This window comes from Paludibaculum fermentans (assembly GCF_051172195.1).
GTDB lineage: Bacteria > Acidobacteriota > Terriglobia > Bryobacterales > Bryobacteraceae > Paludibaculum > Paludibaculum fermentans_A.
In genome coordinates this window covers 5,254,155-5,276,092 of the sequence record NZ_JBPJAQ010000001.1, presented here as the reverse complement: position 1 = coordinate 5,276,092, position 21,938 = coordinate 5,254,155, and the positions used below count along the sequence as shown (strand labels likewise).

The 21,938-nt window shown below is 62.7% G+C and carries 22 protein-coding genes; 9 read left to right on the top strand and 13 right to left on the bottom strand.

The features are described from left to right. Nucleotides 1-27: 27 nt before the first annotated feature. Nucleotides 28-600, bottom strand: a complete 573-nt coding sequence (locus ACR9Y2_RS21260; protein WP_435043666.1) for an ECF-type sigma factor — start codon at nt 598-600, stop codon at nt 28-30. A gap of 255 nt (nt 601-855) precedes the next feature. Beyond that, the gene (locus tag ACR9Y2_RS21255) at nt 856-1,164 is read right to left on the bottom strand and encodes a cation transporting ATPase C-terminal domain-containing protein (RefSeq protein WP_435043665.1); all 309 of its coding nucleotides are present in this window, start codon (nt 1,162-1,164) and stop codon (nt 856-858) included. A gap of 54 nt (nt 1,165-1,218) precedes the next feature. On the opposite strand from ACR9Y2_RS21255, the gene ACR9Y2_RS21250 reads away from it, so the two are divergent. The 3 genes from ACR9Y2_RS21250 to ACR9Y2_RS21240 are packed head-to-tail and all read left to right on the top strand — an operon-like array spanning nt 1,219 to nt 2,371. After that, nucleotides 1,219-1,743, top strand: a complete 525-nt coding sequence (locus tag ACR9Y2_RS21250; protein ID WP_435043664.1) for a helix-turn-helix domain-containing protein — start codon at nt 1,219-1,221, stop codon at nt 1,741-1,743. After that, entirely contained in the window at nt 1,743-1,943 is a 201-nt protein-coding gene (locus ACR9Y2_RS21245) for a hypothetical protein (protein ID WP_435043663.1), read from the top strand. Before ACR9Y2_RS21250 ends, ACR9Y2_RS21245 begins: the two co-directional genes overlap by 1 nt. Before the next feature lie 17 nt (nt 1,944-1,960). After that, nucleotides 1,961-2,371, top strand: a complete 411-nt coding sequence (locus tag ACR9Y2_RS21240) for a transposase (protein WP_435043662.1) — start codon at nt 1,961-1,963, stop codon at nt 2,369-2,371. A gap of 1,068 nt (nt 2,372-3,439) precedes the next feature. Here the strand turns inward: ACR9Y2_RS21240 and ACR9Y2_RS21235 are convergent. The 7 genes from ACR9Y2_RS21235 to ACR9Y2_RS21205 all read right to left on the bottom strand — a co-directional run bounded on the left by ACR9Y2_RS21235 (nt 3,440) and on the right by ACR9Y2_RS21205 (nt 8,976). Then, nucleotides 3,440-3,832, bottom strand: coding sequence for a DUF1801 domain-containing protein (locus ACR9Y2_RS21235; protein ID WP_435043661.1), 393 nt, complete (start codon nt 3,830-3,832; stop codon nt 3,440-3,442). 44 nt (nt 3,833-3,876) lie between these two features. Next, nucleotides 3,877-4,023 carry a hypothetical protein gene (locus ACR9Y2_RS21230; protein WP_435043660.1) on the bottom strand — a complete coding sequence of 49 codons (147 nt, stop codon included), beginning with the start codon at nt 4,021-4,023 and terminating at the stop codon, nt 3,877-3,879. Between the two features lie 77 nt (nt 4,024-4,100). Beyond that, the gene (locus ACR9Y2_RS21225) at nt 4,101-4,592 is read right to left on the bottom strand and encodes an SRPBCC family protein (protein WP_435043659.1); all 492 of its coding nucleotides are present in this window, start codon (nt 4,590-4,592) and stop codon (nt 4,101-4,103) included. Continuing rightward, nucleotides 4,589-4,930 (bottom strand): ArsR/SmtB family transcription factor, encoded by a 342-nt coding sequence (locus tag ACR9Y2_RS21220; protein ID WP_435043658.1) that lies wholly within the window; start codon nt 4,928-4,930, stop codon nt 4,589-4,591. The genes ACR9Y2_RS21225 and ACR9Y2_RS21220 overlap by 4 nt, the downstream gene beginning before the upstream one ends. A gap of 473 nt (nt 4,931-5,403) precedes the next feature. Further along, nucleotides 5,404-6,381 (bottom strand): alpha/beta hydrolase, encoded by a 978-nt coding sequence (locus ACR9Y2_RS21215; RefSeq protein ID WP_435043657.1) that lies wholly within the window; start codon nt 6,379-6,381, stop codon nt 5,404-5,406. 36 nt (nt 6,382-6,417) lie between these two features. Beyond that, nucleotides 6,418-6,705: a hypothetical protein gene (locus ACR9Y2_RS21210; RefSeq protein WP_435043656.1), complete on the bottom strand. Its 288-nt coding sequence runs from the start codon at nt 6,703-6,705 to the stop codon at nt 6,418-6,420. 18 nt (nt 6,706-6,723) lie between these two features. Continuing rightward, on the bottom strand, nt 6,724-8,976 hold the full coding sequence (locus ACR9Y2_RS21205) for a glycoside hydrolase family 3 N-terminal domain-containing protein (protein WP_435043655.1): 2,253 nt from the start codon (nt 8,974-8,976) through the stop codon (nt 6,724-6,726). A 1,033-nt stretch (nt 8,977-10,009) separates the two neighbouring features. Between ACR9Y2_RS21205 and ACR9Y2_RS21200 the strand changes: the two genes are divergently transcribed. The 5 genes from ACR9Y2_RS21200 to ACR9Y2_RS21180 all read left to right on the top strand — a co-directional run bounded on the left by ACR9Y2_RS21200 (nt 10,010) and on the right by ACR9Y2_RS21180 (nt 16,185). Further along, complete coding sequence (locus ACR9Y2_RS21200) at nt 10,010-10,717, top strand: hypothetical protein (RefSeq protein WP_435043654.1); 708 nt, start codon at nt 10,010-10,012, stop codon at nt 10,715-10,717. A gap of 638 nt (nt 10,718-11,355) precedes the next feature. Further along, entirely contained in the window at nt 11,356-12,054 is a 699-nt protein-coding gene (gene aqpZ / locus ACR9Y2_RS21195) for an aquaporin Z (protein WP_435043653.1), read from the top strand. A 110-nt stretch (nt 12,055-12,164) separates the two neighbouring features. Then, complete coding sequence (locus ACR9Y2_RS21190; RefSeq protein WP_435043652.1) at nt 12,165-13,424, top strand: serine hydrolase domain-containing protein; 1,260 nt, start codon at nt 12,165-12,167, stop codon at nt 13,422-13,424. A gap of 17 nt (nt 13,425-13,441) precedes the next feature. Beyond that, nucleotides 13,442-14,437, top strand: coding sequence for a WD40/YVTN/BNR-like repeat-containing protein (locus ACR9Y2_RS21185; protein WP_435043651.1), 996 nt, complete (start codon nt 13,442-13,444; stop codon nt 14,435-14,437). After that, nucleotides 14,434-16,185: a hypothetical protein gene (locus ACR9Y2_RS21180; protein WP_435043650.1), complete on the top strand. Its 1,752-nt coding sequence runs from the start codon at nt 14,434-14,436 to the stop codon at nt 16,183-16,185. Before ACR9Y2_RS21185 ends, ACR9Y2_RS21180 begins: the two co-directional genes overlap by 4 nt. A gap of 9 nt (nt 16,186-16,194) precedes the next feature. Here the strand turns inward: ACR9Y2_RS21180 and ACR9Y2_RS21175 are convergent, their stop codons facing one another. The 3 genes from ACR9Y2_RS21175 to ACR9Y2_RS21165 are packed head-to-tail and all read right to left on the bottom strand — an operon-like array spanning nt 16,195 to nt 19,035. Next, nucleotides 16,195-16,518, bottom strand: a complete 324-nt coding sequence (locus ACR9Y2_RS21175) for an L-rhamnose mutarotase (protein WP_435043649.1) — start codon at nt 16,516-16,518, stop codon at nt 16,195-16,197. A gap of 13 nt (nt 16,519-16,531) precedes the next feature. Then, nucleotides 16,532-17,701 (bottom strand): uroporphyrinogen decarboxylase family protein, encoded by a 1,170-nt coding sequence (locus ACR9Y2_RS21170; RefSeq protein WP_435043648.1) that lies wholly within the window; start codon nt 17,699-17,701, stop codon nt 16,532-16,534. Nucleotides 17,702-17,709: 8 nt separating this feature from the next. Further along, on the bottom strand, nt 17,710-19,035 hold the full coding sequence (locus tag ACR9Y2_RS21165; RefSeq protein ID WP_435043647.1) for an alpha-L-fucosidase: 1,326 nt from the start codon (nt 19,033-19,035) through the stop codon (nt 17,710-17,712). 166 nt (nt 19,036-19,201) lie between these two features. Here ACR9Y2_RS21165 and ACR9Y2_RS21160 point away from each other — a divergent pair, with 166 nt between their 5' ends. Continuing rightward, entirely contained in the window at nt 19,202-20,248 is a 1,047-nt protein-coding gene (locus tag ACR9Y2_RS21160; protein WP_435043646.1) for a LacI family DNA-binding transcriptional regulator, read from the top strand. A gap of 42 nt (nt 20,249-20,290) precedes the next feature. Here ACR9Y2_RS21160 and ACR9Y2_RS21155 read toward each other — a convergent pair whose 3' ends face one another. After that, a complete protein-coding gene (locus tag ACR9Y2_RS21155) occupies nt 20,291-21,838 on the bottom strand; it encodes a malectin domain-containing carbohydrate-binding protein (RefSeq protein ID WP_435043645.1) in 1,548 nt (515 codons plus the stop codon). Nucleotides 21,839-21,938 lie beyond the last annotated feature (100 nt).

Below are 21,938 nucleotides of genomic sequence, written 5' to 3'. Positions count from 1 at the left end.
TCTTCTCCATTGTGGGAGCCCCTCGTACTACCGATGAGCTGGCCTCAATTGTTCGTGGAGCCACGCCCGGGCCAGCAGCCAGTCCCGGCGAATGGTACGGGTATTTCGTCCCAGGGCGGCCGCGATCTCTGCTTCGGTGAGTCCGCCGTAAAACTTCATCTCGACAACTTGTGCCTGCCTGGGGCTCAGTTGTGCCAGCTGGCTCAGCAGTTCATCCACCCGCAACGCATCATCTGTCTGCTCTGGTGAGATTGCGATCGCATCATCCAGCGACAGGAGCATCAGGCCCCCGCTCCGCTTCCCTGCCCCTCGCATCCGCGCATAATCCACCAGGATGCGCCGCATGATCTGGGCAGAAAGGCGGAAAAAGTGCGCCCGGTTCTCAAAACGCCTTTCGTTGGACTGACACAGACGGAGATACGCTTCATTCACCAGCGCGGTCGCCTGCAGCGTATGCCCGGGCCGCTCTGTTTTCAGCCGGGACAACGCCAGGCGATGCAGTTCGATATAGACACGCGGCAGTAGCGCTTCTTCCGCGGCCCGGTCACCCTCGGCCACGCGATTCAACAGCAGCGTAACCTCACCCCTCGCGGTTTCCATTGGAGATTCCCTGTAGCTTACAACGGAACACAGCCATCGCGGGAATGAGAAATCTCCGCTACCCAAAAAGCGTCTCGCCGGAGCCGTCTGAGTCAGGTCGGTCATCACCCCTAATAGCGCGAATAGCCCGTCGAACAGGACACCGCTTAGTTTGGATTGTCACTGAAAACCGGAATCATCAACTTCGCGCGCGGCAACTTCCCAGCCGCGATCGCCCGGTTTCAGTATGCGCCGTTCATCCTGCCCCCCACCTCACTAGTAGCCGTAGCGCCGCGCAAACCAGTTCTTCACCACTTGGGCCACTACCGCATAGGCCGCCAGAATCCCGGCAAGCCATCCGAAATACTCCAACGGCAGTGGCCTCAATCCCAGCAGCGCCCCAAAGGCGGTGAAAGGAATCACCACGCCGCCCAGCATCACCGCTATCGTCAGAACACAAACCGGCGCCGACGCGCGGCTCTCCATAAACGGCACCCTTCGCGTCCGGATGATGTGCACCACCAGGGTCTGCGAAAGCAGCCCTTCCATAAACCACCCCGACTGAAATAGAGACTGGGTCCCCACTGTCCTGGCTCCGAAATAAACGTAGCGTCATAAGTATTTGCGCATAAAACAAAAATGTGGTTTCATGTTTGCATGAAGCCGCTAACGATCACCGATGCGCCCATGGTGGTTTTGGCATTGCAGGACGAGATCCGCCGGACGGATGAGTCCCGCTACGATCACCGCCTGCATGCTGTCTTGCTTGTCGCGCAGGGCATGACTTGCCGGCAGGCAGCCGCAGTGCTCGGGGACGCCCCACGTACTTTGGAGTATTGGGTTCGAGACTTTGAACGTGCCGGACTGGCTGGGCTTCAGGAGGGCAGTCGCTCTGGACGGCCGAGACGCCTGACTGAGGAGCATATGAGGAGCATCGGGCAGGTTCTGCGGAAACCACCCGAAGAGGCGGGATTGACCGCCACTCTTTGGGACGGCAAGGCGTTGTGTGCCTATTTGCATCGGGAGTTTGGCGTCGATCTGGGTGTTCGGCAATGCCAGCGGCTGTTCAAGTCTTTAGGCTTCCGTCTGCCGAAGCCACGGCCCCAGATCGCCCATGGCAATGCCGAGTTGCAGACTGCGCATAACAAAAACTCTAAGCCCTGATGTCCGATCCCACAGTGGAAGTCTGGGCTTTGGACGAAGTTCACTTCCAACAGCACGGCTCTCGCTGCCGGATCTGGGTTCCACCCGAGGTACGCGATCCGGTTTCGCTGCATCATCCAACGCGAAAACAAGTGGGCTACTTCGGAGCTGTCCGCCTGTCCGATGGGCGATTCCACTACCGAATGACGGGCGACAATTAGAACTCCCGGCGGAATAGTTGACGCCAGACAACCGAAGGGAGCCAGAGCGCTTCAACGCCAAAACCTGCTGGGCCTTCCTGAAGTCCCTCCGGCGGGCATGCAAGAACAACAAGAAGAGGGCTGTCGTCCTCTCGGATAACGCCAAGTTCCATCATGCTCTGCTTCACAAAGCCTGGCGTGACAAGATGGCGCCACGCTTCGCGCTCGACTTCCTGCCTCCCTATAGTCCGGAGTTGAACCCCATCGAACGGGTCTGGAAATTGACTCGACGGAGTTGCCTGCACAATCGCTACTTTGGCCTGTTGTCCGAACTGATCGAGGATGTCGAGAATCAGTTTGATCAGTGGCGCAAAGGGAACGCCACGCTACACCGGATATGCGCAAAGATTGAAGACGCTGCGTTTAAACCCTTAAGCGGCAGTTGTTGAAGTTGTGGAATCCCTAAGCTTGCCGTTGAGGAACTCCCACCTGGGGGTGGGAGCCTTGGGTGCTGCCATCGTTCTTGGTGAAGCGCCACATGGAAGGGCTTCCCAGAAGTTTGTAGGCAAAATCCGTGCATCGTCGTTCCCCGTGCAAACACCAAGGCGACAGCCTGTTCGCCCGATGCATGCCCGAGACTTCTCAGATACTTACCCCAGGCATGCCGATTGCTCGTAAGAGGAGTGACAGTTGTCCGGCGTGAGGCAAGTCGTGATCCAGAAGACCCCAGATCGTTTGGACCACCTCTGCCTCCCCATCATGGAGAGCGTCTCCCGAGGATCCGCGGATCAGCCGGTCCTCCATGATTCGCCAGGTGACTTCAAGTCCCTGTACGATCTCAGCCGCAGTCCGCGGCGGGTCGCCTTCATCATCCCAACGCTGGTACGGCGCCAGTTCCGCAACAGCATCCGCTCCAAGTGTTCGGGATAGATGCAAGGCCCGCCCAAAGATGATGTGCTCGGCTATTTCGCCTGGCGTCCGGCGCCCTGCCAGGAGCCGCTGTCCCAGTTGCTCATCGGTCAGCGGTGCGATGGCGCGCTTGAGCGCTTCCTGATAGTCAAGCCAGCTGACGAAAGCGCGTGACTCCGCAATAGTGGCCCTTGTTGTCATCATTTCCTTCTCGGGATTGTATTGCTACAGGGGACTCCGCGCAGCTATCGGGCACCATGGGCCAACGCGCACCATGGGAACCTGCGGTACTTGTACAGCCCTCGCCGCGCCGGTTGGCGGAGCGGCAGCGAGCCTAGCAGTTTGTGGCGGAAGTCCCGCTAGCCGCGCGGCAAGGGCTTGCGAGCCCAGGGCGCGAAGAGCCGGCCGAACTAGTGCCGGCCACTCGGAGGTCGGCTCGACACTGCCATGGGCCGCAACCCCTTGTCGCCCTTTGGGTTCGCTCCGCCGCCGGCCTTCCTCCCAGAAAAAGGCGACTCTCTTCGGAGCGGCTTCGAAATTTCACTTGAGCTGCCATTCTGGTCCCGGCGGCGGTGCGAACGCGGCTGCGCGACTTCCGCCACAGGCTGCTAGAGCAGCCTCTCCAGCCGCCCTTTCCGCTTGACGATATTCTTGTAATCCCATTGGACCGCGATTCCCTTCTTAACCCACCGTCCTAGATCAGAGATGCTTACTTCGGAAACGTGATTAAAGAAAATGGATGCATCCTTGAACTTCGCGCCTCGTACATCCAGCCCGACCTCTCCGAAATCTGCCCCGCTCCAGAACATCAGCCGGATTCCCGGCTTCTGCTTGCTATATCCGACGATCGGGTTGCCGTCCAGAAACCAGACCGGATGTGCATGCCAGATCTTGTTCTCCGCTTCGGGTAGGTTTCTGTCGATTTCCTGGGCGAGCAGGTCACAGACCTCCCTGTGATCCGAATCCTGTTTCTCGTTGTACTTCGCTATCTCCGGATTCATTTCCAGTCATCCTCCCGCCTAACATCTGGATTCGTTGCGCGTGGTTACTTCGCGGGCAAGCACTTGCTATTCTCCACCTTGGGTTTCAGGACCGGTTCGAGCGCTTCCGCGATCTTGCCGTCCCGGCGAATCATGGACGAAATGATGGCTGCCCTTTGCACTTTGTCCGGATCGTGGATCGCACACTGCATCCCCACGGCTCCGCCCCACCTGTAGCCGATGAGGTCGGCTTGCGGGATCCGCAGACGCGTGAGAAATCCAACCCAACCTAACCCGCCAGCACTCCATCGAGCGACTGGTAACTCACCTCCATTCCGTCCGTCATGCCGGTCGAGATCGCCGCATCGCGATCCGCCTTCGAAGCATACTGGAGCAATGTCGCCACGTGGGTGATCCCGTTGGTCTCGTTGAATGTGACCGTGATAATCGTCGGCTCATCTCCCATTGATCCAAACTCACAGTTGCCCGGGTCGTAGATCTGCGTATGCACGATCTTCGAATGCAACTCGACCTCCAGCATCTCTCCCATGAACCCAAACTCCTGGCCGCTCTCGTTATGTCGCCAGCGCCAGCGATACTTCCCACCCACATCAGTCGCCATCTCGCAAACCGGCATCGACCATCCGGACGTGGCCGCTAGCCAACGAACCATCAACGCGGGATCCGTATACGCCTGCCAAACGAGATGGACCGGCGCATCAAAGCTCCTCTTCACCAGCACTTCTCGATCTGACGGCGTGCTCACTTCTGCAGGTTTCATTTCTTTCGCTCCTCTTTCTGTGCTTGCTTCAACTCGGCGAGTAACGCGTCGAGTCGCTTGTAATTGCCTTCCCAAATCTCTTGCACTTCCTCCAACCAATCGGTTACCGCCTTCAATTGCTCCCTTTCTAGCTTGCAGGGCCGCGACTGGGCCAGTCGGCTACGCGAGATCAACCCCGCCGATTCCAGCACCTTCAGGTGTGACGAGATGGTAGGTTGCGTCAGCGAGAAGTGGCCGACCAGATCGGATACGGTTGCCTCCCTGCGAGCTAGATGCACCACGATTCCACGTCGAGTGGGGTCGGCCAGAGCGGCAAATGCTTGGTTTAGTCGGCTCACGTATATAGAGTCTCATCTATATAGATAGTTGTCAATATAAGCACACCAAATTCGATAGTTTTGGTGTTGCGCGCTTGCGGGGGCGAGACCATCCTGCGCGGATTAGGGTTTGTTGCGCGGTCAGGGAGCATTTCCTTCAAGCGCTCGCGCTTGTGCAAGGAGAACGAGTGATGCAGGGGCTGCAACGACTGCCACGAGGACTGCAAGCCGTAAAGTCCCGACCACGGAGTGCTCAACGCCCGGGATCGTGCCCAGCGATGAGGCATCGGGCAGAAGTCACTGCACCGCGTGCGCATAGGAAGCGTCGTGGCAAGTGCGCCGGATGAGCTTCCGAAGTGCCATACAACGGGAACTCCCGGTCGAGACTTACATGGAGCGCCGTCTGGAGCAGATCGATCTTCACGGCAATCTCCCCAGTCGCTGCCAGGTACATGATAGGGTTGGGCCGGAACGGATCCGGCCCCCGGGCCACTCTACTTCGCCGCAGGTTTGGCGAAGCCCTGCGTATCGAGCCAGTAATAAAACTGTTCGATCCAGTGGTCGCTGGTTGTGCCCTGCTTGGCCATTCCGAAACCGTGTCCTCCGGCGCGATACATGTGCACCTCGGGCAACGAACCGGCTGCGGTCAACGCCGCCAGGAACCGGCCACAGGCAGTCCCTGCGAGGGGATCGTCCTGCGCCCAGGCGAGGAAGATCGGCGGCAGCTTCTGCGGAATCGTAGGCATGGCTCCAAACGGCGCGCCGTAAATCGGCGCTGCAAACGCCGGTCTCGACGCCGCATCTTCCTGGAGCAGGACGCCCGTGGTGACCATCGCTCCGGCCGAGAACCCAATGATCCCGATCCGGTCGGGAGACAGCCCAAACTCGGCCGCCTGTTGGCGCAACACCTTGAGAGCCTGGATTCCATCCGCGATGCCGAATTGTCCGGCGGCATCCATGCCGCCACCCGCTCTTCCCGCAGCCGCTGCTGGAGTTCCCGGGTTTGCCGGAGCGGCCGCGCGTCCAGCGGGAGTCGGAGCCCCACCACGCCCGCCCGCGGCGCCAGCGGCCCGGCGGGCCTGGAAGGCCGCGATGTCCTCGGCCTTCATCTGCCGGGTACGGTATTTCAAAACAAAACCCGCAATGCCCCGCTCCTGCAGCCATTTCGCGACGAGATGACCCTCTTTGTCGATCGCCAGGTAGGAAAAGCCGCCACCCGGGGCGATGATGACGCCGGTCCCCGTCGCTTTGCTCTTTTCCGGAAGGTAAGCGATGAGCGAGGGTGTGACGACATTCGCGATGCGGTCGGTATCACTCCCCTTCATCACCGTTTCCGATTCCGACCAGGTTTCCGAACCGGGAGCGGCGCCGGGCCAGATCTTGATCGTCTGTTGTTGTGCGGCTGCGCCCCAGGTCAGGACGAGCACGGCTCCGGCGATTCGAATTGCCTGTATCATTCGGATGGTCTTCATTCTTTCCAGCCTCATTGCGGTCATTACTCCCCAACGTTATCTTGCGGGCTGGCAGGCCGCGTTATGGGCCTGCGGGATGGCGAAAAAGGTGATGCTGGCCGGCGCAGCAGTTCGGGCGGCGGCCGCCCCCTTCTTATACGGCGCCCAGAAACGGCCGCCAGTCACCTCCACCATCTCGACGTTGTATGACTGGAAGCGATCGTCGACCTTTCCGGCCTTCCGCATGGCGGAAGGCGCAAGCCGGCCCGGTGACTGTGCCAGCAGGCCTCCCGTCGCGATGAAGCCGATTGCTGCGACGATGGCGTTTCGAACCGAAACTGTCATTCTCGAGCCTTTCATCTTTCAGTAGCTGAGCCCGAAGCCGAAATCAAACAATGTATTCGCCTTGCCGTAGCCTGGCTGATCCGAGCGCTTCTTTGCGATGGCGTCGAGACTGTCGGCGAGTGCGAACGGCAGTCGTCCCTGCGGCTTGGCCTTGCCCGACAACACATCCATCAAGGCGGCCTCGCTGATGCCGAAGTGGGCCAGGATTGCGCCTGTCTCGAGAAGGCCGCTGGATTTGTCGAGCACATAGGGATGGCGGAAGTAGATCACCAGAATCGTGTTCTCTGGGCCGGCTTCGCTCATGATCGCCTGGATGGTCGCGAGACTCGGTTGCACCGACCACGACTTCGATTCAGCCATGGCTGTGAACGACAGGCTGCTGGTCTCCCAGGGAAGCACTCCGCCGAATCGCATCCCCGCATCGATGCAGGGAGGCTTGGTTCCGGCTGCCCCCTCTCCGTAGCCTGCGAGGTCCACGCAGCGGTCCTGCGCCCCCCAAGGCTGATTGGTCAGGGGATTTCTGTAAGCCTGGTTGAGGCCGGTGGCCGCATCGTCACTCCTGTAAGCTCCGGCGGTTTTCTGGTTCGCAAGAGCCGTAACGGAAATCAACGCATAGTCGTGTCCGGCAGCCGACGGCCGTACACCGCCAACGAGGGTATTTCCGTCCGTGACGCTGAACCCATACTTCTCGATGCCCGCTTTGGTGAGGTTTCCGGCGATGTAAACCTTCGCCTTGGGCTTCAGCGGGAGTGGCTTCCCTGCGGAACCGTCGCCCGCGTTGCGCAGCAATACGATCGATTTGCGTTGGATCTCAAGCGCTACCGCGCGGCTCCTCTCGTTCCCGATCGCGCCATCCGCCTCCGCCGCGTCGACGTAGGGGTTCTCGAAGAGCCCCAACTGAAACTGCTCCTTGAGAAGGCGCTTCACCGCCTCGTTGAGCCGGGCCTCTGTCACCAGCCCCTTCTGCACGAGGTCGAGGATCACCTTAGCTTCGTGAAATCCGGAGAGCACGTCGACGCCGCCATTCACTGCGGCCGCGACCCGTTCGGGCACGGTCTTCTTCTCGAGCCCCCACGCCCGATCGTTGACGACGCCTGTGTCGGAGTTGACGTAGCCCTGGAAACCGAGATTGGCGCGCAGCAGATCGGAGATGATTTGCTTCGAGAAGGCGAAACCGGTCTGCTCGTACACGACCCCGTCGTAAGTCAGATTGACTGGGTTGCCTTTCGCGTCGCGCCCGGCGGTCGGCACGCCGTAGTAGGGCATGACCGCCGAAACGCCTGCTTCAATCGCTGCCCGGAACGGTTTCAGGTGATAAGCGAAGCCAGCGCCCGAGCTATAGACCTGCTGTTTGCCGAAAGTGTAGTGAGGATCGAGTCCTTCCGCTTGCGGTCCACCGCCGGGGAAGTGTTTCACCGTCAGCGCGACTGAAGATGCAGGCGTAACCGATGTGCCATCGCGAATCGTGCCGCCTTGGAGCGTCTGGACCAGCGTCCGCGTGATATTGGCCGCAAGATCGGCATTCTCAGTGAACGTCTCCTGAACCCGGAACCACCTCGGCTCAGTGGCCAAGTCTGCCATGTAGCCGTACATGCCGCGTATCCCGAGTGCCTTCCACTCGGCTCCCATGACGCGGGCGAAGTCTCGAATGACGGCCATGTCGCCCTGCACCGGGGAGCGTCCCGTTTTTACGCCCTCCTCGCCCAATGCCGCGGCCGCGAGTCCCGCTTCCTTGGGAAAGGCGGTGAACGCGCCCGCCGCTTCGCTGATGCCGAAACGTGCGTCGGGATCGATATGATTCCGGGCATTGGACTTGAAAACCATCGGAATGCCCAGTCGCGTCCCCTCGCGCAGTTCCTGCACGGCGTTGTGAAACTTCGCCAGTTCGGTTGGAGATACCTGGCCGCCGCCGAACCCGCCCGGGCGCGCCTCGCCGGTGCACACCGGTGTCTTGGTCACCGGGTTGCGTAGGATCGCGCGAGTCATATTCTGGCCGCCGATCTGCGCTGCCGACTCGGCGCTCAGGGCGCCTCCGCAACCGGCGTTCACCGAATCGATCAGCATCATGCCGGCCTTTTCCTCGACATTCATCTGGGCCAGTAGATCGTCGATTCGCTGGGCCACCGGAAGCCGCCAGTCCTCATAGGGGTCGAGGCGCCCGTTGCCGTTCAGATCCCTGAACTTGAATCCATCAACAACGAGGATTTGTTTGGTTCGTGCCCCCAAGCTCGGCTGAGCCGGGCGAACCTGGGCCGCCGATTCCCAGCTCACAAGAGTCAATCCGACTCCAAGTAGTTGAATTGCAGCGCAGGTTCTGTTCATAGATGCATCATATACAGCGCGAACATCAGAAGCTGAGCTTCACCCCAAGTTGAATCTGACGCATAGCGCTTGCACTGGAGATCACGCCGAAGGTCGCCGTGTTCACTGTGCTTCCCGGTTGGCCATAGTTCACGAGGTTGAACGCCGTGAAGGCTTCCCCGCGTCCCGAACAGCGCACTTGGTCCGCCGAGAGTTTTGGCAGCTTACTTCTGGTAGGGCTCCGCGCGAGCTGGAACGATGGATTGCGTTCGAAGGCCGTCCAGGGTGGGGAGCCAATTCACTTTCCAGCACCCATTCCAGCCGGTCCGTTAACGCCTCTCTCCGTTCGTAGCCCCACAACTGGCCGCGATTTCGGTACTTCCGCGTCTCTCCGTTTTGCGCCGGGTTCTGCCTGATGCGCCAACCGTCCGCTCGGGCGGCGTTTGCCGGAGGCCGTTTCACCCCCTATCCGGACGGGAACCTGGAATTGTTGGACGGCGCGGTGCGGGTTGTCTTCCCCGAGAGAGTCGTTCACGCGACCGGCCGACGACTAAGGTGCAACGAAAGCGGTTGGTCACCATCCGGCAAACTGCTGGGGGTGCTGGCGCCACCAGAGTCGACCGCCCGAACATATCGGCGCGCGCCGCGCCGTCCCACCGCGATTGATCAACATCCGCCCTCCGATTGGGATCCTCACCAAAAGCCCCCCAGCTTGGTTCCGGCAGTCTATCGCCTTTGGGCCAATCTCCAATCACCCCGCCCGCAACAAACACCCAACCCCACCGGGCCCAGCCAGCTATTTCGTTCGAGGAACCATCCCACCCCACTTCTCCCCCATTTCCCCCATTAAGCCGTCTTCATTCACAGGAGTTCAAAATCTTTTTATCCTTTATTGTCAACACCGCCTTCCCAAAACCACCCCTTTCCCCTTGACCAGCCCCCTATCCTGAAATCGCGCCGGCCACCAAGCCGGCCATTTTCATTTACCAAGGAGATTCACATCATGGCGACCGCAGCTCAGATCAACGCCAACCAGGCGAACGCGAAATATTCCACCGGACCCGTGTCCCCCGTCGGCAAGGCCCGCGCCTCCCAGAACGCCCGCAGCCACGGCTTCACCGCCCGCAACCTCGACATCACACCCGAGGACCGCGCCGAATTCAATGCCCTCCAGGCCACCCTGCGCCTCGACACCCGGCCCTACGGCTCCCTCGAAGAGGAGATCTTCCACCGCATCCTCTCTCACACCTGGAACCTCCGCCGCATCGAATACTTCGAATCCCTCATCCTCGCCGAAACGGACCCATTGGCGGAAACCGACCCTCACGCCGCCAAACTCGACCGCTACGCCCGTTACCGTCGCGACCTCGAACGCGGCCTCTATCGCGCCATCAAAGAGCTAAGCAAACTCCAAACCGAACGCGCCGCCCTCGGGCAGCAGCACCCCGACGTCGTCAAAGGCATTCGCGAGAACGTCCCCCTGGCCGAAGTCTCGCGCCTGACCAAGAACACCGAGGAACTCTTCTTCTATGAAGGCTATGGCCGCCCCCGCCGAGCCCTCGAACACCTCACCACCGGCATCGATTCCAACCACCCCGACAACCAGGACCCCATCGCCGATCTCCAACCCATCCGCGTTCCACGGAACGAAGCCAACCTGGTCGGCCCGGACGGACTGCCCAACCTGAACTACGACGTCGCTGGCCTCTGAACACTACGTCCAGGCGAAGTCGCCCGGCATTGACGAAACGAAGCCGCCTGCGGTCTCCGTCTCCTGGCAGTCTGTGGCAGAAGTCCCGCTAGCCGCGCGGCAAGGGCTTGCGAGCCCAGGGCGCGAAGAGCCGGCCGAACTAGTGCCGGCCACTCGGAGGTCGGCTCGACACTGCCATGGGCCGCAACCCCTTGTCGCCCTTTGGGGTTTGCTCCGCCGCCGGACTTCCCCACTCAATAGGGCGGCTCTTTTCGGAATAGCTTCGAAAGCGCCTTGAGGTTCCATTCCGTTACCGGCGGCGGTGCGAACGCGGCTGCGCGACTTCTGCCACAGGCTGCCAGCAGGACTCTCCGCCTGCACTGCTCTTTGACAACCTCACCTCCGCCATCATCGGGGAGCCGCCGCCGGCAGGCTCCGCACCCTCGTTGCGCAACTCCCCTCGCCGCCACCACTTGGCTTCATCCGAAAGACAACGCGAATCGAAGCCAATCGCACCACACGCGGCCGCGCGACTTCCGCCACGGGCTGCTCGCCCTGCCCCACCGGCCTCGCGTCACTTCCCCTACCCGCCATACCCGAATTACGGTACACTAACCGAACGCTTTGGTCGCTTCCTGGGGGCCGAAAGGATGTTTTTTATGTCAATCGGCAAAAGAGCAACGGCCGAATTCTTCGGTACGTTCTGGCTTGTCTTCGGAGGATGCGGCAGCGCTGTGCTCGCCGCGGCCTTTCCCGGCGTCGGCATCGGCCTGCTGGGTGTGAGTCTGGCTTTTGGTCTCACCGTCCTCACCATGGCCTTCGCCATCGGTCACATCTCCGGCTGTCATCTCAACCCCGCCGTCTCCGTCGGGCTGCTCGTCGGCAAACGGTTTAGTGGCAAGGATCTCCCCGCCTACGTCGTCGCCCAATGCGCCGGAGCCGTCTGCGGCGCGGGCGTCCTCCGTGTCATCGCCAGCGGCAAAGCCGGCTTCGACATCGCCGCCGGTTTCGCCTCCAACGGCTTCGGCGAACACTCGCCCGGCGGCTACTCCCTCCTCGCCTGCTTCACCGCCGAAACCGTCCTGACCTTCTTCTTCCTCATGGTGATCCTCGGAGCCACCGACGCGCGCGCCCCCAAAGGCTTCGCGCCCATCGCCATCGGTCTCTGCCTCACCCTCATCCACCTTATCGGTATCCCTGTCACTAACCTGTCCGTGAACCCCGCCCGTAGCCTCGGACCAGCCGTCTACGTCGGTGACTGGGCCGTCCAGCAACTCTGGCTCTTCTGGATCGCTCCCGTCCTGGGCGCAGCCATCGCCGGTATCATCTATCCCTGGCTCTCCTCGGACGAGAGCTAACCGCCCCCTTCAGGGACGCCGCGTGTCCTCAGCCAGGGCTCCCGCGGCGTCCCGCTTCTCCGCCCCCGTCTCCACTTTGCCGCCCAGGCAATTGTGATGAAATATCCGGCATGGCCACCCACCGGAGACGCTTCCTGCAATACGGAGCCGCCCCGATCCTCTACCCCTTCCTCGCCCGCAACTCCTCCGCCGCATCTATTGCCGGGAGTGACTACTACCCGCCACCCGATGCCGCCGGCGGTTGGCGTACCCTCGCCGGAGCAGAACGCATCCGCAAGGTCGCGGGCATGGACCTCGACCGCCTCGATCAGGCCTTTCGCTACACCGCCACCACCAGCCAGCACGGCGGCCTGCTCGTCGCCCGGCACGGTTGGCTGCTCTATGAACGCTACTTCGGCCGCGCCGCCCGGGATGTCACGCCCAACATGTACTCCATCGGCAAGACCGTCACCAGCCTCTGCTGCGGCATCGTGCTCGACGAACACCGCAACCGCATCCCCAAAGGGCTCGACCAGGGGGTCTTCACCGAGTCCTATCTGCCGGAAGCCTTCCCCCTGGCCGACCCGCGCCAGGCCAGCATCAAACTCGGCCACCTCCTCACCATGACCTCCGGCATGCGCGAGGGCAACTCCGGCATCGTCCGCGGAGAGGTCGTCAAACTCGAGGCCCAGCCGCCCGCCGCCAAACTCGACCAGGACCAGGCCGCCCTCCGCGCGCCCATGTGGACCAATCCCGGCGGCGGCTACAGCTACTCCTCGCAAGGCGTCCACGTCGTCTCCACCTTCCTGCGCCACATCGTGGGCATGGAACTACAGGCCTACTTTGATCAGAAAATCGCCAGGCATCTCGGCTTCGGTGGCTGGGGCTACGCCATGGACACGGCTGCCGGCCGCCTGCCTCATACCCCCGGCGGAGCCGGCGTCGCCCTGCGTGCCACCGATGCCCTTCGCTACGGCTACCTCATGCTGCGCGAAGGCAATTGGATGGGCAAACAACTCGTGCCGCGCGACTACATGGCCCTCTGCCGGCAGCCCTCCCCCTACAACGTGCACTCACCCTACAGCCTCCAGTTCGAAGTCAATGCGGATGGCCACGTCTTCGGCGCGCCGCGCGACACGTTCTTTAAGTCCGGCGCCGGCGGCTTCTGCCTCTATGCCGTCCCCTCGCTCGACCTCGTCGTCTACAAACTGGCCTCCGTCAACCGCCCCGGTGACTACGATCTCGGTTACGGCCGGAACACCGCGAAGACCGACGATGCCCGCGATACCTGGGCGCCCGGCCCCTCCGATCAGTTCCACGACGGTCCCATCAATGGCGACGCCGGCACCCGCCGCACCCTCGAGATGGTGATCGCCGCCATCACCGGTTGAGGCGCCTGGAAACACAAATGGCCCCCATCATCTGGCTGCTTCTGCTGGCGATGCTGCCTCTGCCCCTCGCCGCGCAATATACGCTCTACACCTGCATGGTCACCTCCAAAGGCTATGTGGTCGGCGCCAAACTGCCGCCCAGCGGCATCTTCCGTAAAACGCCGGCCGGCCCCTGGCAGCATGCCGGCTACAACCACCCCTTCGTCAGCGCCCTCGACTTCGATCCGCGCAACCCCTCGGTCCTCTACGTAGCCGCCGGCAACGGCCTCATCCAGGTCACCGGAAAAGGTGAACACTGGAAGATCCTCACCGGCAGCGACGTCACCGAATTGATGGATGTCTCGGTCGATCGCAACGCGCCCGCCGACATCTACTTCAGCCACACACGCGGCATCCGGGTCACCCACGACGGCGGCCAGACGTGGAACGACGCCAGCGCCGGCCTGCACCGCAAATACACCATGGCGATCCGCGTCGATCGCCAACGCCAGGGCGTCCTTCTGGCCGGCAACGAGGAGGGCCTCTTTCGCAGCCAGGACGGCGGCCAATCCTGGAAACTGGCCGGAGCTGCGGGCTACCAGGTTCTCCACATCGAGCAGTCGCCCCACGACCCTTGCCGCTGGCTCGCCTCCACTCAAGGCGGCGGACTCTTCGTCTCCACTGATTGCGGCGTGACTTTCGAGAGCAACGGCAGCCTGGCGGTCGGCCGGAATATCTCCGATATCGCCTTCGATCCCACCGCGCCCAACCGCATCGCCGTCGCCGGCTGGGGCCTTGGCGTGATGCTGTCCGACGACCTCGGCAAGACTTGGCAGAGCCGCAATCCGGGCCTGCCGTCCACCAGCGTTTGGAGCGTCGCTTTCGATCCCTCCGCTCCCGGCCGCATGTACGCCGGCGTCCACGAGGAAGCTCTCTACGTTTCGCAGGACTACGGCCGCACCTGGACCAGGGACGGCCTCGATGGCAGCCGCGTCTTCCGCCTGCGCTTCGTGCCGGAGGGACCCCAGCGATGATCCGCCTCCTCGCCGTTCTTCTTTTGGGCGTGCAACTCCAGGCCGCTGCCCCGCCCTTCCCTCAACGTGTACGGCAGGTCATCGAAGCCTTCGCCCATCCCGCGACCCCAGCGCCGCTCAGCTACTCCAACATCGCCGCCAAACTCAAGCTCCACGAGGATCCGGCCCAGTGCTCCAACCGCCTCCAGGAACTGCTCGCCGAGGGCCCCTCCGGTGACATGTTCTGGATGTTTCCCGTCACCGCCATCGCATACCTCGACCAGGGCCAGCTATCCCAACCGGCCCGGCAGGCCCTGCGCCAGTCGCTCAAGACCTACATGCCCTATCGCGGCGACACCGAGAATCACTGGCTCCTCTACTACACCTGCCTCTACCTCATGGCCCAGCAGTGGCCCGATCTCACCGCCGATCAATGGTTCACCGGCAAGTCCTCACAGGAGAACATGCGCGAAGCTGCCGGCTGGATCGAATCCTGGGTCCAGCTCACCACCACGCGCGGCCAGGGTGAGTACGACAGCCCCCACTACATGGGCGTCTATCTGCTCCCCATGTCCTATCTCGCCGAGTGGGCTCGCGATCCAGCTATGAAACAGCGCGCCGCCATGATGCTCGACTACCTCATTGCCGACTACGCCGCCGAGAGCCTCGACGGCATCTACACCGGTGCTCACTCGCGCGTCTATGACAACGGCGCCGTCGAGAAGTGGAACAACGTCTCCAGCGACTTCGGCTGGCTCTGGTTCGGCCAGGGCTACCCCCTGCCGTCCCCCAGCAGCTTCCTCCTCTTCTACACCCTGGCCAGCGACTACGAACCGCCGGCCATTCTCCAGCAGATCGCCACCGACCGCACCCAGCCCTATACCCACTACGAGCGCAAGCGCACCCGCAACCGCTGGCGCTTCTTCGATGAACTCCACGGGCCGGTCTATAAGACCACGTATATGCGCCGCGAATACGCCGTCAGTTCCGACCAGGGCGGCACCCTGCAGCCCATTCAGGAGCACTCCTGGGACGTCACCTGGCACGTCGACGATCCGCGCGGCGTCCACAACACCTTCTTCTCGCTGCACCCCTACTCGTCCCTGCACGAGCTGCAGACCTACTTCACCTTCCCGCCAGACCAGGGTGTGGCCGAAGTCGTCAGTTCGAAGAAGAGCTACGATTCGCCGGACAAATTCGTCGGCGGCTCCCCCTACGAGCAGATCTTCCAGGACCAGGATTCCGTCATCGTCCTGTACGATATCCCGCCCGGCACCCGCTTCCCGCACATCAACGGCTTTTTCTCGAAAGACCTGGCCGATGTCCGCGAAGACCCGTCCGGCTGGCTCTTCGCCCGCGGCGGCGACGCCCTCATTGCCTGCCGCCCCCTGCAGCCTTACTCCTGGAAGCCCATCGACGGTGGCGGACGCCGCCTCTTCAGCCCCAGTCTGAAAAACGGATTGGTAGTGCAGGTCGCTGCCCGCTCGGAGTTCCACGACATGGACGCGTTTCGCCAGGCAATCCTGGCCCTGCCGCTCGAATTCAAGCTCGACGCGACCCCCACGGTGCGCTTCCGCTCGCTGCGAGGCAAGACCCTGCAATGCACCTTCGGCCAGGCGCCAACCGTGGACGGCTCGACCGTCGATTATGCAAAATGGCCGCTGTTCGGCGGACCTTTCCTGGAAGCGCCCGTCGACTCCCAGCAGTTGCTGCTCAAACACGGAGCCCTGCGCCGCAAGCTGGACTTCGGCACCCTCACCGTCGAGTAGCGCGCCCGCTTAGTCGAGGTGGAAGACCTCTTCCATCTCCGCCCACCAGGCGCCTTCCTTGCGGCCCGGCAGCGGGCTCTGCATCGGCTTCATCAGCGCCCACCAGCGCTGCGTCGCCGGGTCCGCCGCCATCTTCGCCATGTCCGCCTCGAAGTCCGTCCCGTGATACTCGAAGTAGCTGAACAGCGTGCCGTCGTGCAGGTAGATCGAGTAGTTGCGGATGTTGCACTGCCCGATCATCGCCAGCACCTCCGGCCAGACCGCCGCATGCTGCCGCCTGTATTCCTGCTCCGCCTCGGGCTTCAGGCCAATCGCCATTCCGTAGCGCGTCATCTCGTTTCCATCCTCAGCGCACATCCTCCAGATCGTACTCATCCAGTTGCAGCGGATACACCCCGTGCTTGCGGACCAGTTCGACCACGTAGTCGTAACTCTCCCCCGGCACGTTGGAAGGTACCGAATGATCCGACTGGAAGATGAACCCGCCGCCCTTCGCCGCATTGAGCTTCCTCAGCACAGCAGCCTTCAACTGATCGCGGTCGCCCACCGCCCACAGTTGAACGTCCATATTCCCGCAGAAGCCGATGTCGTGGCCGTACTTGCGCCGCAGCTCCACCACGTCCAGCCCCGCCTTCGCCTCCAGCGGATTGTAGGCGTCCACGCCAATCTCAATGAAGTCCTCGAAGATCCGGCTCACATTGCCGCAGCCGTGATAGATCACCGGCAAGCCGTGGCGATGGCACTCGTCGATCATCGCCTTCACCCCCGGCTTGAAGTGGTCACGCCAGAACGCAGGCGAGAACAACATGCCTTTCTTATAGGCGACATCGCCCCAGATCACGATCCCCGCCAGCCGGCCACCGGCCGCCTGAATCTGCGCGCGCAGCAGGCCCAGGTTGAACTGGTGCAGCCGGTCGACAAACCGCGCGATCGCCTCCGGATACTGCCCCATCCACAGCATCACGTTCTCCGGCCCGATGATGCGCCACATCATCTCGTGCGCTTCGCACACTGACCCGAAGACAGGAAAGTCCTCATATATCGCCGCGACCCGGTCGACAAACGGCGCGACATTCCGCTCGAAACCGTCCCCCACTCCGTTGATCTGATCGTCGCCCGCATGGAAATACCGCCGGTCGTCGAACGGATCGTCAAACTCGAACTCGTCCATATGCTTGATCGTGGTTGCCTCAAACGCCAGGAACGCCGGCATCGCCTGGTCAAACTTCTTGCGGATCGTCGCCCCGAAACCCGTCCTGACCGTCACCTCTTTCGCATCATCCCGCAGGATCTCGAAGGGCCGGATGTGCGGGTCCATGTTCGGGCTCACCACCTGCCAGTCGAGATCGTAGTAGCGGTAGATGTCCGTGTCCGCCGCCAAGCCCAGCTCCGCCCGCCAGCGGGCCAGGAAGCCGCCCCAGAAGAAGTCGCTCACCGGCACCCGGTCCGGCTCCTGATGCCGCAGCGCCTTGTTCATGCGGTCGAGCTTCAACAGGCAGTTCGCGCTTCGTTCCATGCACCACCCTACCTGGCCTGGAGGGTCCCCGCATCCCCATCCAGCTCGAGCTTGACGATCGTATCCACTGCGCCACGCAAACCGGCAGGCACGCTGACGCGAATCCCCGTGGCCGTCTGCTTCACCTCGGCCTGGCCCGCGCCCGAGAGCAGGCTGTGCCGCACCACCTTCAGCGGGATCGCCGGCAATTCGATGCTGTCCGAAGGCCAGCGCAGGATGTGCAGATAAACCGCATTGCCCTTGTGCGTGCTGCCGCCCCACCAGCCGCCTTCGGCCAGCGCAAAGCCTTCCGCATGGGCCGGGCGCTTCTTCTCATCGGGCGCCAGGAACGGACCTCCACGTGTCCCGTAAATGCTCTCGCCGTACTTGGCCAGGAACGCCCCCATCTCGCGCAACCGCGCCGCATGGGTTGGCTCGATCAGGCCGTCCGGCCGGGGTCCCACGTTGAACAACAGATTGCCGTCCCCAATCGCGCAGCACACCAGGCCGCGCAGGCACTCTTCGGTCGAACGCAGCTTGTCGTTTGGGTCATAAGCCCACTGCCGGCCCACCGTGGCGCACGTCTCCCACGGACGGTTGTTCTGGAACAGCCCGATGCGCTGCTCCGGCGTGTCGTTGTCCGCGGGCAATCCGGCACGGTTGTTGATCACCAGCTCCGGCTCCAGCTCACGCATCATCTTCAACAGGCGCGGCGCATCCCAGTCGGCCGACTTGCCGCCCAGCCCGTCGAAGAACCACATCTTTGTCGGACCATAGCCCGTCAGCAGTTCACGCACCTGCCCATGCAGATACTCGATGTACTTCGCGTGCGCCTGTCCATTGCGGTAGTCGGCATGATGCCAATCGGGCTGTGAATAGTACACGCCCCAATCCAGCCCACCCCGCCGGCAGGCATCGGAAAGCTGCCGCACAATGTCCTTCCGGTAAGGACTGCGCGGGCTCGTGATCCTGTAATCGGTCAGCTTCGAATCGAAGTTGCAGAAGCCGTCATGGTGCTTCGTCGTGAACACCAGGTACTTCATGCCCGCGTCTTTCGCCAGTTGGACCCACTCGTCCGGGTTGAACTTCACCGGGTCGAACATGCGGTAGAGGTTGTCGTAGACCTCCACCGGCACATTGCCCGTCTTGGTCTCCGGCCGTCCGCGCCGCTCCCCGCCGCGCGACCAGCCGATCTCCGTCCCCACTATGCTCACCGGGCCCCAGTGAATGAACAGCCCGAAGCGGTGGTCCTTCCAGCGCTCAATCGCCGCCCGCGGCGCGCCCGGATCAGGGCTATCCTCGGCGGCGCGCAGCGTCAGGGCCAGCGGGAGGGTACAGAAGGTACGGCGTTGCATCGATAGACTCGTTTCTCGCGAACGCCCAAATCGTTGATTCTTGACGAATTAATGAGCTATCAGGCCTGCTGAGCGTCCGGGCGCGATGAGCTTATCCCACCCGCCGGGAGCAGTCAAGCTTGGGCGCCCGATTGTGACAGAATGGCGGTCAGAAGGAACTAGGCGCATGACTCGTCGACCGCCGGTTCGGTTAAAAGACATCGCAAAAGACCTGAACCTTTCCGTAGTGACCGTATCCAGGGCACTGCAGAATCGAAGGGATATCAGCGACGAAACGAGGGAACGGGTTCTAGCACGAATCCGGGAGCTGGACTACCAGCCGAACTTCGCCGCCCGCACCCTCGCCACCGGCCGCACTTTCTCCATTGGACTGGTGGTGCCTTCATTCCTGCACCCATTCTTTGCGGAAGTCGCCAAAGGGATCGTGGAGACCATCCGGCCGCGCGGGTACGGGTTGCTGATCGCCTGTTCCAACGAGGATGTGGAACTCGAAAAACGCGAGACCGAGCATCTGTTGGCCAGGCAGGTGGATGCCCTCATCCTGGCCTCGGTCCAGCAATCTCCGGAATTCATTCAGGAAATTCAGTCGAGAGGCTCCATCTGCGTTCTGATCGATAGGACAATCCCCGGCCTGCGAGCCAACCACGTGGGCACGGATGACAGGGAGATCGGACGAATCGCCACGCTGCATCTGTTCGACCAGGGCTGCCGGCGCATTGCGCACATCCGCGGCCCGGAGGTCAGCACCGCGCTCGGCCGGATGGCCGGCTACCGGGAGACCCTGAGCGGGCTGGGACTGCCCGGTCTGCACGAGATGGTAGCCCCAGTCGTGACGGGGGACAGCGGGGCCGAAGAGTGCGGGCACAGGGCGATGCTGGAACTGCTTCGTTTGCGGCTTCGCCCGGACGGAGTATTCGCCTTCAACGACGCCGTGGCGGTCGGGGCGATGCGAGCGATTCTGGAAGCAGGCCTCCGCATCCCCAACGACATCGCGGTGGTTGGCTGCGGGAACGGGCGCTGGGACCACATTCTGCGCGTACCGCTGTCCAGCATAGACCAGTGTGCCGCCAAAATCGGGGAATTGGCCGCGAAGATGGCCATGAAGCTGGTGGTGGAAGAGGCGTCTCCCAGTTTCCGGGATTCGCTCGTCCCCGTGAAGCTGGTGATGCGCGAGTCCAGCGCCAGGCTGGGCGTGGTTTCCAGTTGCGCGTGACCGCATCCCAAGCGAACGAGAGCCGCCCGGCGAATGTGCGGTCTATTTGGGTTCTTCCAGGACCTCGATCCCGTTCACGCAGGCCATGCCTTCCACGGGCACGAACGTGAGTACGATCTTGCCCTGCGCGGTGGGCCGGATGCCCGGGAAGGTACGGTCGAGGGGCCGGCCTTCGCCGCCCGCCTCCTTCATGATGTCGAAGTTCCGCAGCAGGGCGACTCCATTGCAGTAGACGTCGAACACGCGGCTACCCGGTCCGCCGACCCCGGTGTTGTGTGGCCCATAGTGGCCTTCGTTCAATTTCAAGGTCAGGCGATAGCGGCCGTCGGCCACGGGGATGGAGTAAGAGAAGTGCCCCCATCGTTCGCTGGCATATAGCGCGACATCGGGCTGGATCGAGTTGCCGGCCTGGGCCGGGTTGGTATTCCTGACCAGGGCGTTGCCGCCCATGAAGTAAGAGTCGGCTTGCCATAGCTGGCCGGCGGAGTCCTGCCAGGCGGACGTCCATCCCGCGCGGATGCGGACGGGCCGGACCTTGCCGGGGCTGGCCGGCACGATCTCGATGGCGCTCAGCATGGCTGTCCCCCGCTGGGGCGCGAAGCTGAGATGCAGCAGACCGTCCGTGGCGGGGCTGACATCCCGGAAGACCCGTTCATCGGCGATGTTGGCGCCCGCGGCGTCGGCCACCACGTCAAAGAAGTTCAGGATCCGGGTGCCGTTGGCGGACACCTGGAAGACGCGCTGCCCATCCCCGCTGGACTCGGCGCTGATCAGGTCAGACAGGCCCGTCTCGGCGAAATGAAGGCGAAGTTCATACTTGCCCGGGTTGAGCGGGATGTCGTACCGGAAGTCGCCCTGGCGCATGTGCCGGTAGATGTCGGGATCAAGGGTACGAAGGACCCGTTCCGCCGGCCGGACGAAGACCGTGCCGCCGGAGTAGAAGCGGTCCGGCCCCCAGGTGCGGCCGCTGCGGTCGACGTAAGGACTGCTGGATCCAACGATGATCCGCACGTCGCCGCCGCCCGCTGCCGCCGGAGCGAGCGGGGTGGCGGAGGCGGCGGTAGCAGCCTCGGGCGCGGCGGACTTCGCCGAGGGCCACTGCCAGAGAGCGATGCCGACGGCAAGGACCAGCAGGACCAGGCCGCCGGCGATGGCCGGGCGGACAAAAGACTTGGGCGGGGCCGGAAGGTCCGGCTCCACGGACGGAGCTTCCCACCTGAACTCGGCCTTGTAGGAGCCCGCCGGGAGTTCGATCCGGACGGGATGCGACGAGCCGTCCTCGGAGTGGTACTGCTGGGCCAGCTTCTTCCGGATCTCGTTGGCGGTGACACGGACGATAGTGTGCTGGCTGGGGTCGAAGGCCGGGGGAAGCTGAAAGAGGTCGACGCCGATGGAGCGTTCCTTCAGGCCGTCGCCGGGGCCGGTGAGGGTCTGCTCGACCACGTGCCTGAGGAAGTCCCTGCAGCGCTTGCTGGTGCGAAACGCAGGGCTCTCCAGCAGGCGGTTGAGTTCCGTCCGGATGGCCTGCTGCTCAGACTCGCTGAGTCCTGTGACTTCGCTTTCGCCCATGCTCTGGTCTGGGCGAATCATAGCACAACCGGGTGACAGCGCTGAGAGGGTTGCTAACTGCCCCAGGTAACTGTTAATCGGTTCACGAGCGGGCCCGCGGGGCAACCGCAACGTCCAGATT

Excerpts from the sequence above, each read along its gene's own strand:
- ACR9Y2_RS21260 (WP_435043666.1), bottom strand. The coding sequence starts at position 600 with ATGGAAACCGCGAGGGGTGAGGTTACGCTGCTGTTGAATCGCGTGGCC.
- ACR9Y2_RS21250 (WP_435043664.1), top strand. The coding sequence starts at position 1,219 with ATGTGGTTTCATGTTTGCATGAAGCCGCTAACGATCACCGATGCGCCC.
- ACR9Y2_RS21245 (WP_435043663.1), top strand. The coding sequence starts at position 1,743 with ATGTCCGATCCCACAGTGGAAGTCTGGGCTTTGGACGAAGTTCACTTC.
- ACR9Y2_RS21235 (WP_435043661.1), bottom strand. The coding sequence starts at position 3,832 with ATGAATCCGGAGATAGCGAAGTACAACGAGAAACAGGATTCGGATCAC.
- ACR9Y2_RS21230 (WP_435043660.1), bottom strand. The coding sequence starts at position 4,023 with ATGCAGTGTGCGATCCACGATCCGGACAAAGTGCAAAGGGCAGCCATC.
- ACR9Y2_RS21225 (WP_435043659.1), bottom strand. The coding sequence starts at position 4,592 with ATGAAACCTGCAGAAGTGAGCACGCCGTCAGATCGAGAAGTGCTGGTG.
- ACR9Y2_RS21215 (WP_435043657.1), bottom strand. The coding sequence starts at position 6,381 with ATGAAGACCATCCGAATGATACAGGCAATTCGAATCGCCGGAGCCGTG.
- ACR9Y2_RS21210 (WP_435043656.1), bottom strand. The coding sequence starts at position 6,705 with ATGACAGTTTCGGTTCGAAACGCCATCGTCGCAGCAATCGGCTTCATC.
- ACR9Y2_RS21200 (WP_435043654.1), top strand. The coding sequence starts at position 10,010 with ATGGCGACCGCAGCTCAGATCAACGCCAACCAGGCGAACGCGAAATAT.
- aqpZ (WP_435043653.1), top strand. The coding sequence starts at position 11,356 with ATGTCAATCGGCAAAAGAGCAACGGCCGAATTCTTCGGTACGTTCTGG.
- ACR9Y2_RS21190 (WP_435043652.1), top strand. The coding sequence starts at position 12,165 with ATGGCCACCCACCGGAGACGCTTCCTGCAATACGGAGCCGCCCCGATC.
- ACR9Y2_RS21185 (WP_435043651.1), top strand. The coding sequence starts at position 13,442 with ATGGCCCCCATCATCTGGCTGCTTCTGCTGGCGATGCTGCCTCTGCCC.
- ACR9Y2_RS21180 (WP_435043650.1), top strand. The coding sequence starts at position 14,434 with ATGATCCGCCTCCTCGCCGTTCTTCTTTTGGGCGTGCAACTCCAGGCC.
- ACR9Y2_RS21175 (WP_435043649.1), bottom strand. The coding sequence starts at position 16,518 with ATGACGCGCTACGGAATGGCGATTGGCCTGAAGCCCGAGGCGGAGCAG.
- ACR9Y2_RS21170 (WP_435043648.1), bottom strand. The coding sequence starts at position 17,701 with ATGGAACGAAGCGCGAACTGCCTGTTGAAGCTCGACCGCATGAACAAG.
- ACR9Y2_RS21165 (WP_435043647.1), bottom strand. The coding sequence starts at position 19,035 with ATGCAACGCCGTACCTTCTGTACCCTCCCGCTGGCCCTGACGCTGCGC.
- ACR9Y2_RS21160 (WP_435043646.1), top strand. The coding sequence starts at position 19,202 with ATGACTCGTCGACCGCCGGTTCGGTTAAAAGACATCGCAAAAGACCTG.
- ACR9Y2_RS21155 (WP_435043645.1), bottom strand. The coding sequence starts at position 21,838 with ATGATTCGCCCAGACCAGAGCATGGGCGAAAGCGAAGTCACAGGACTC.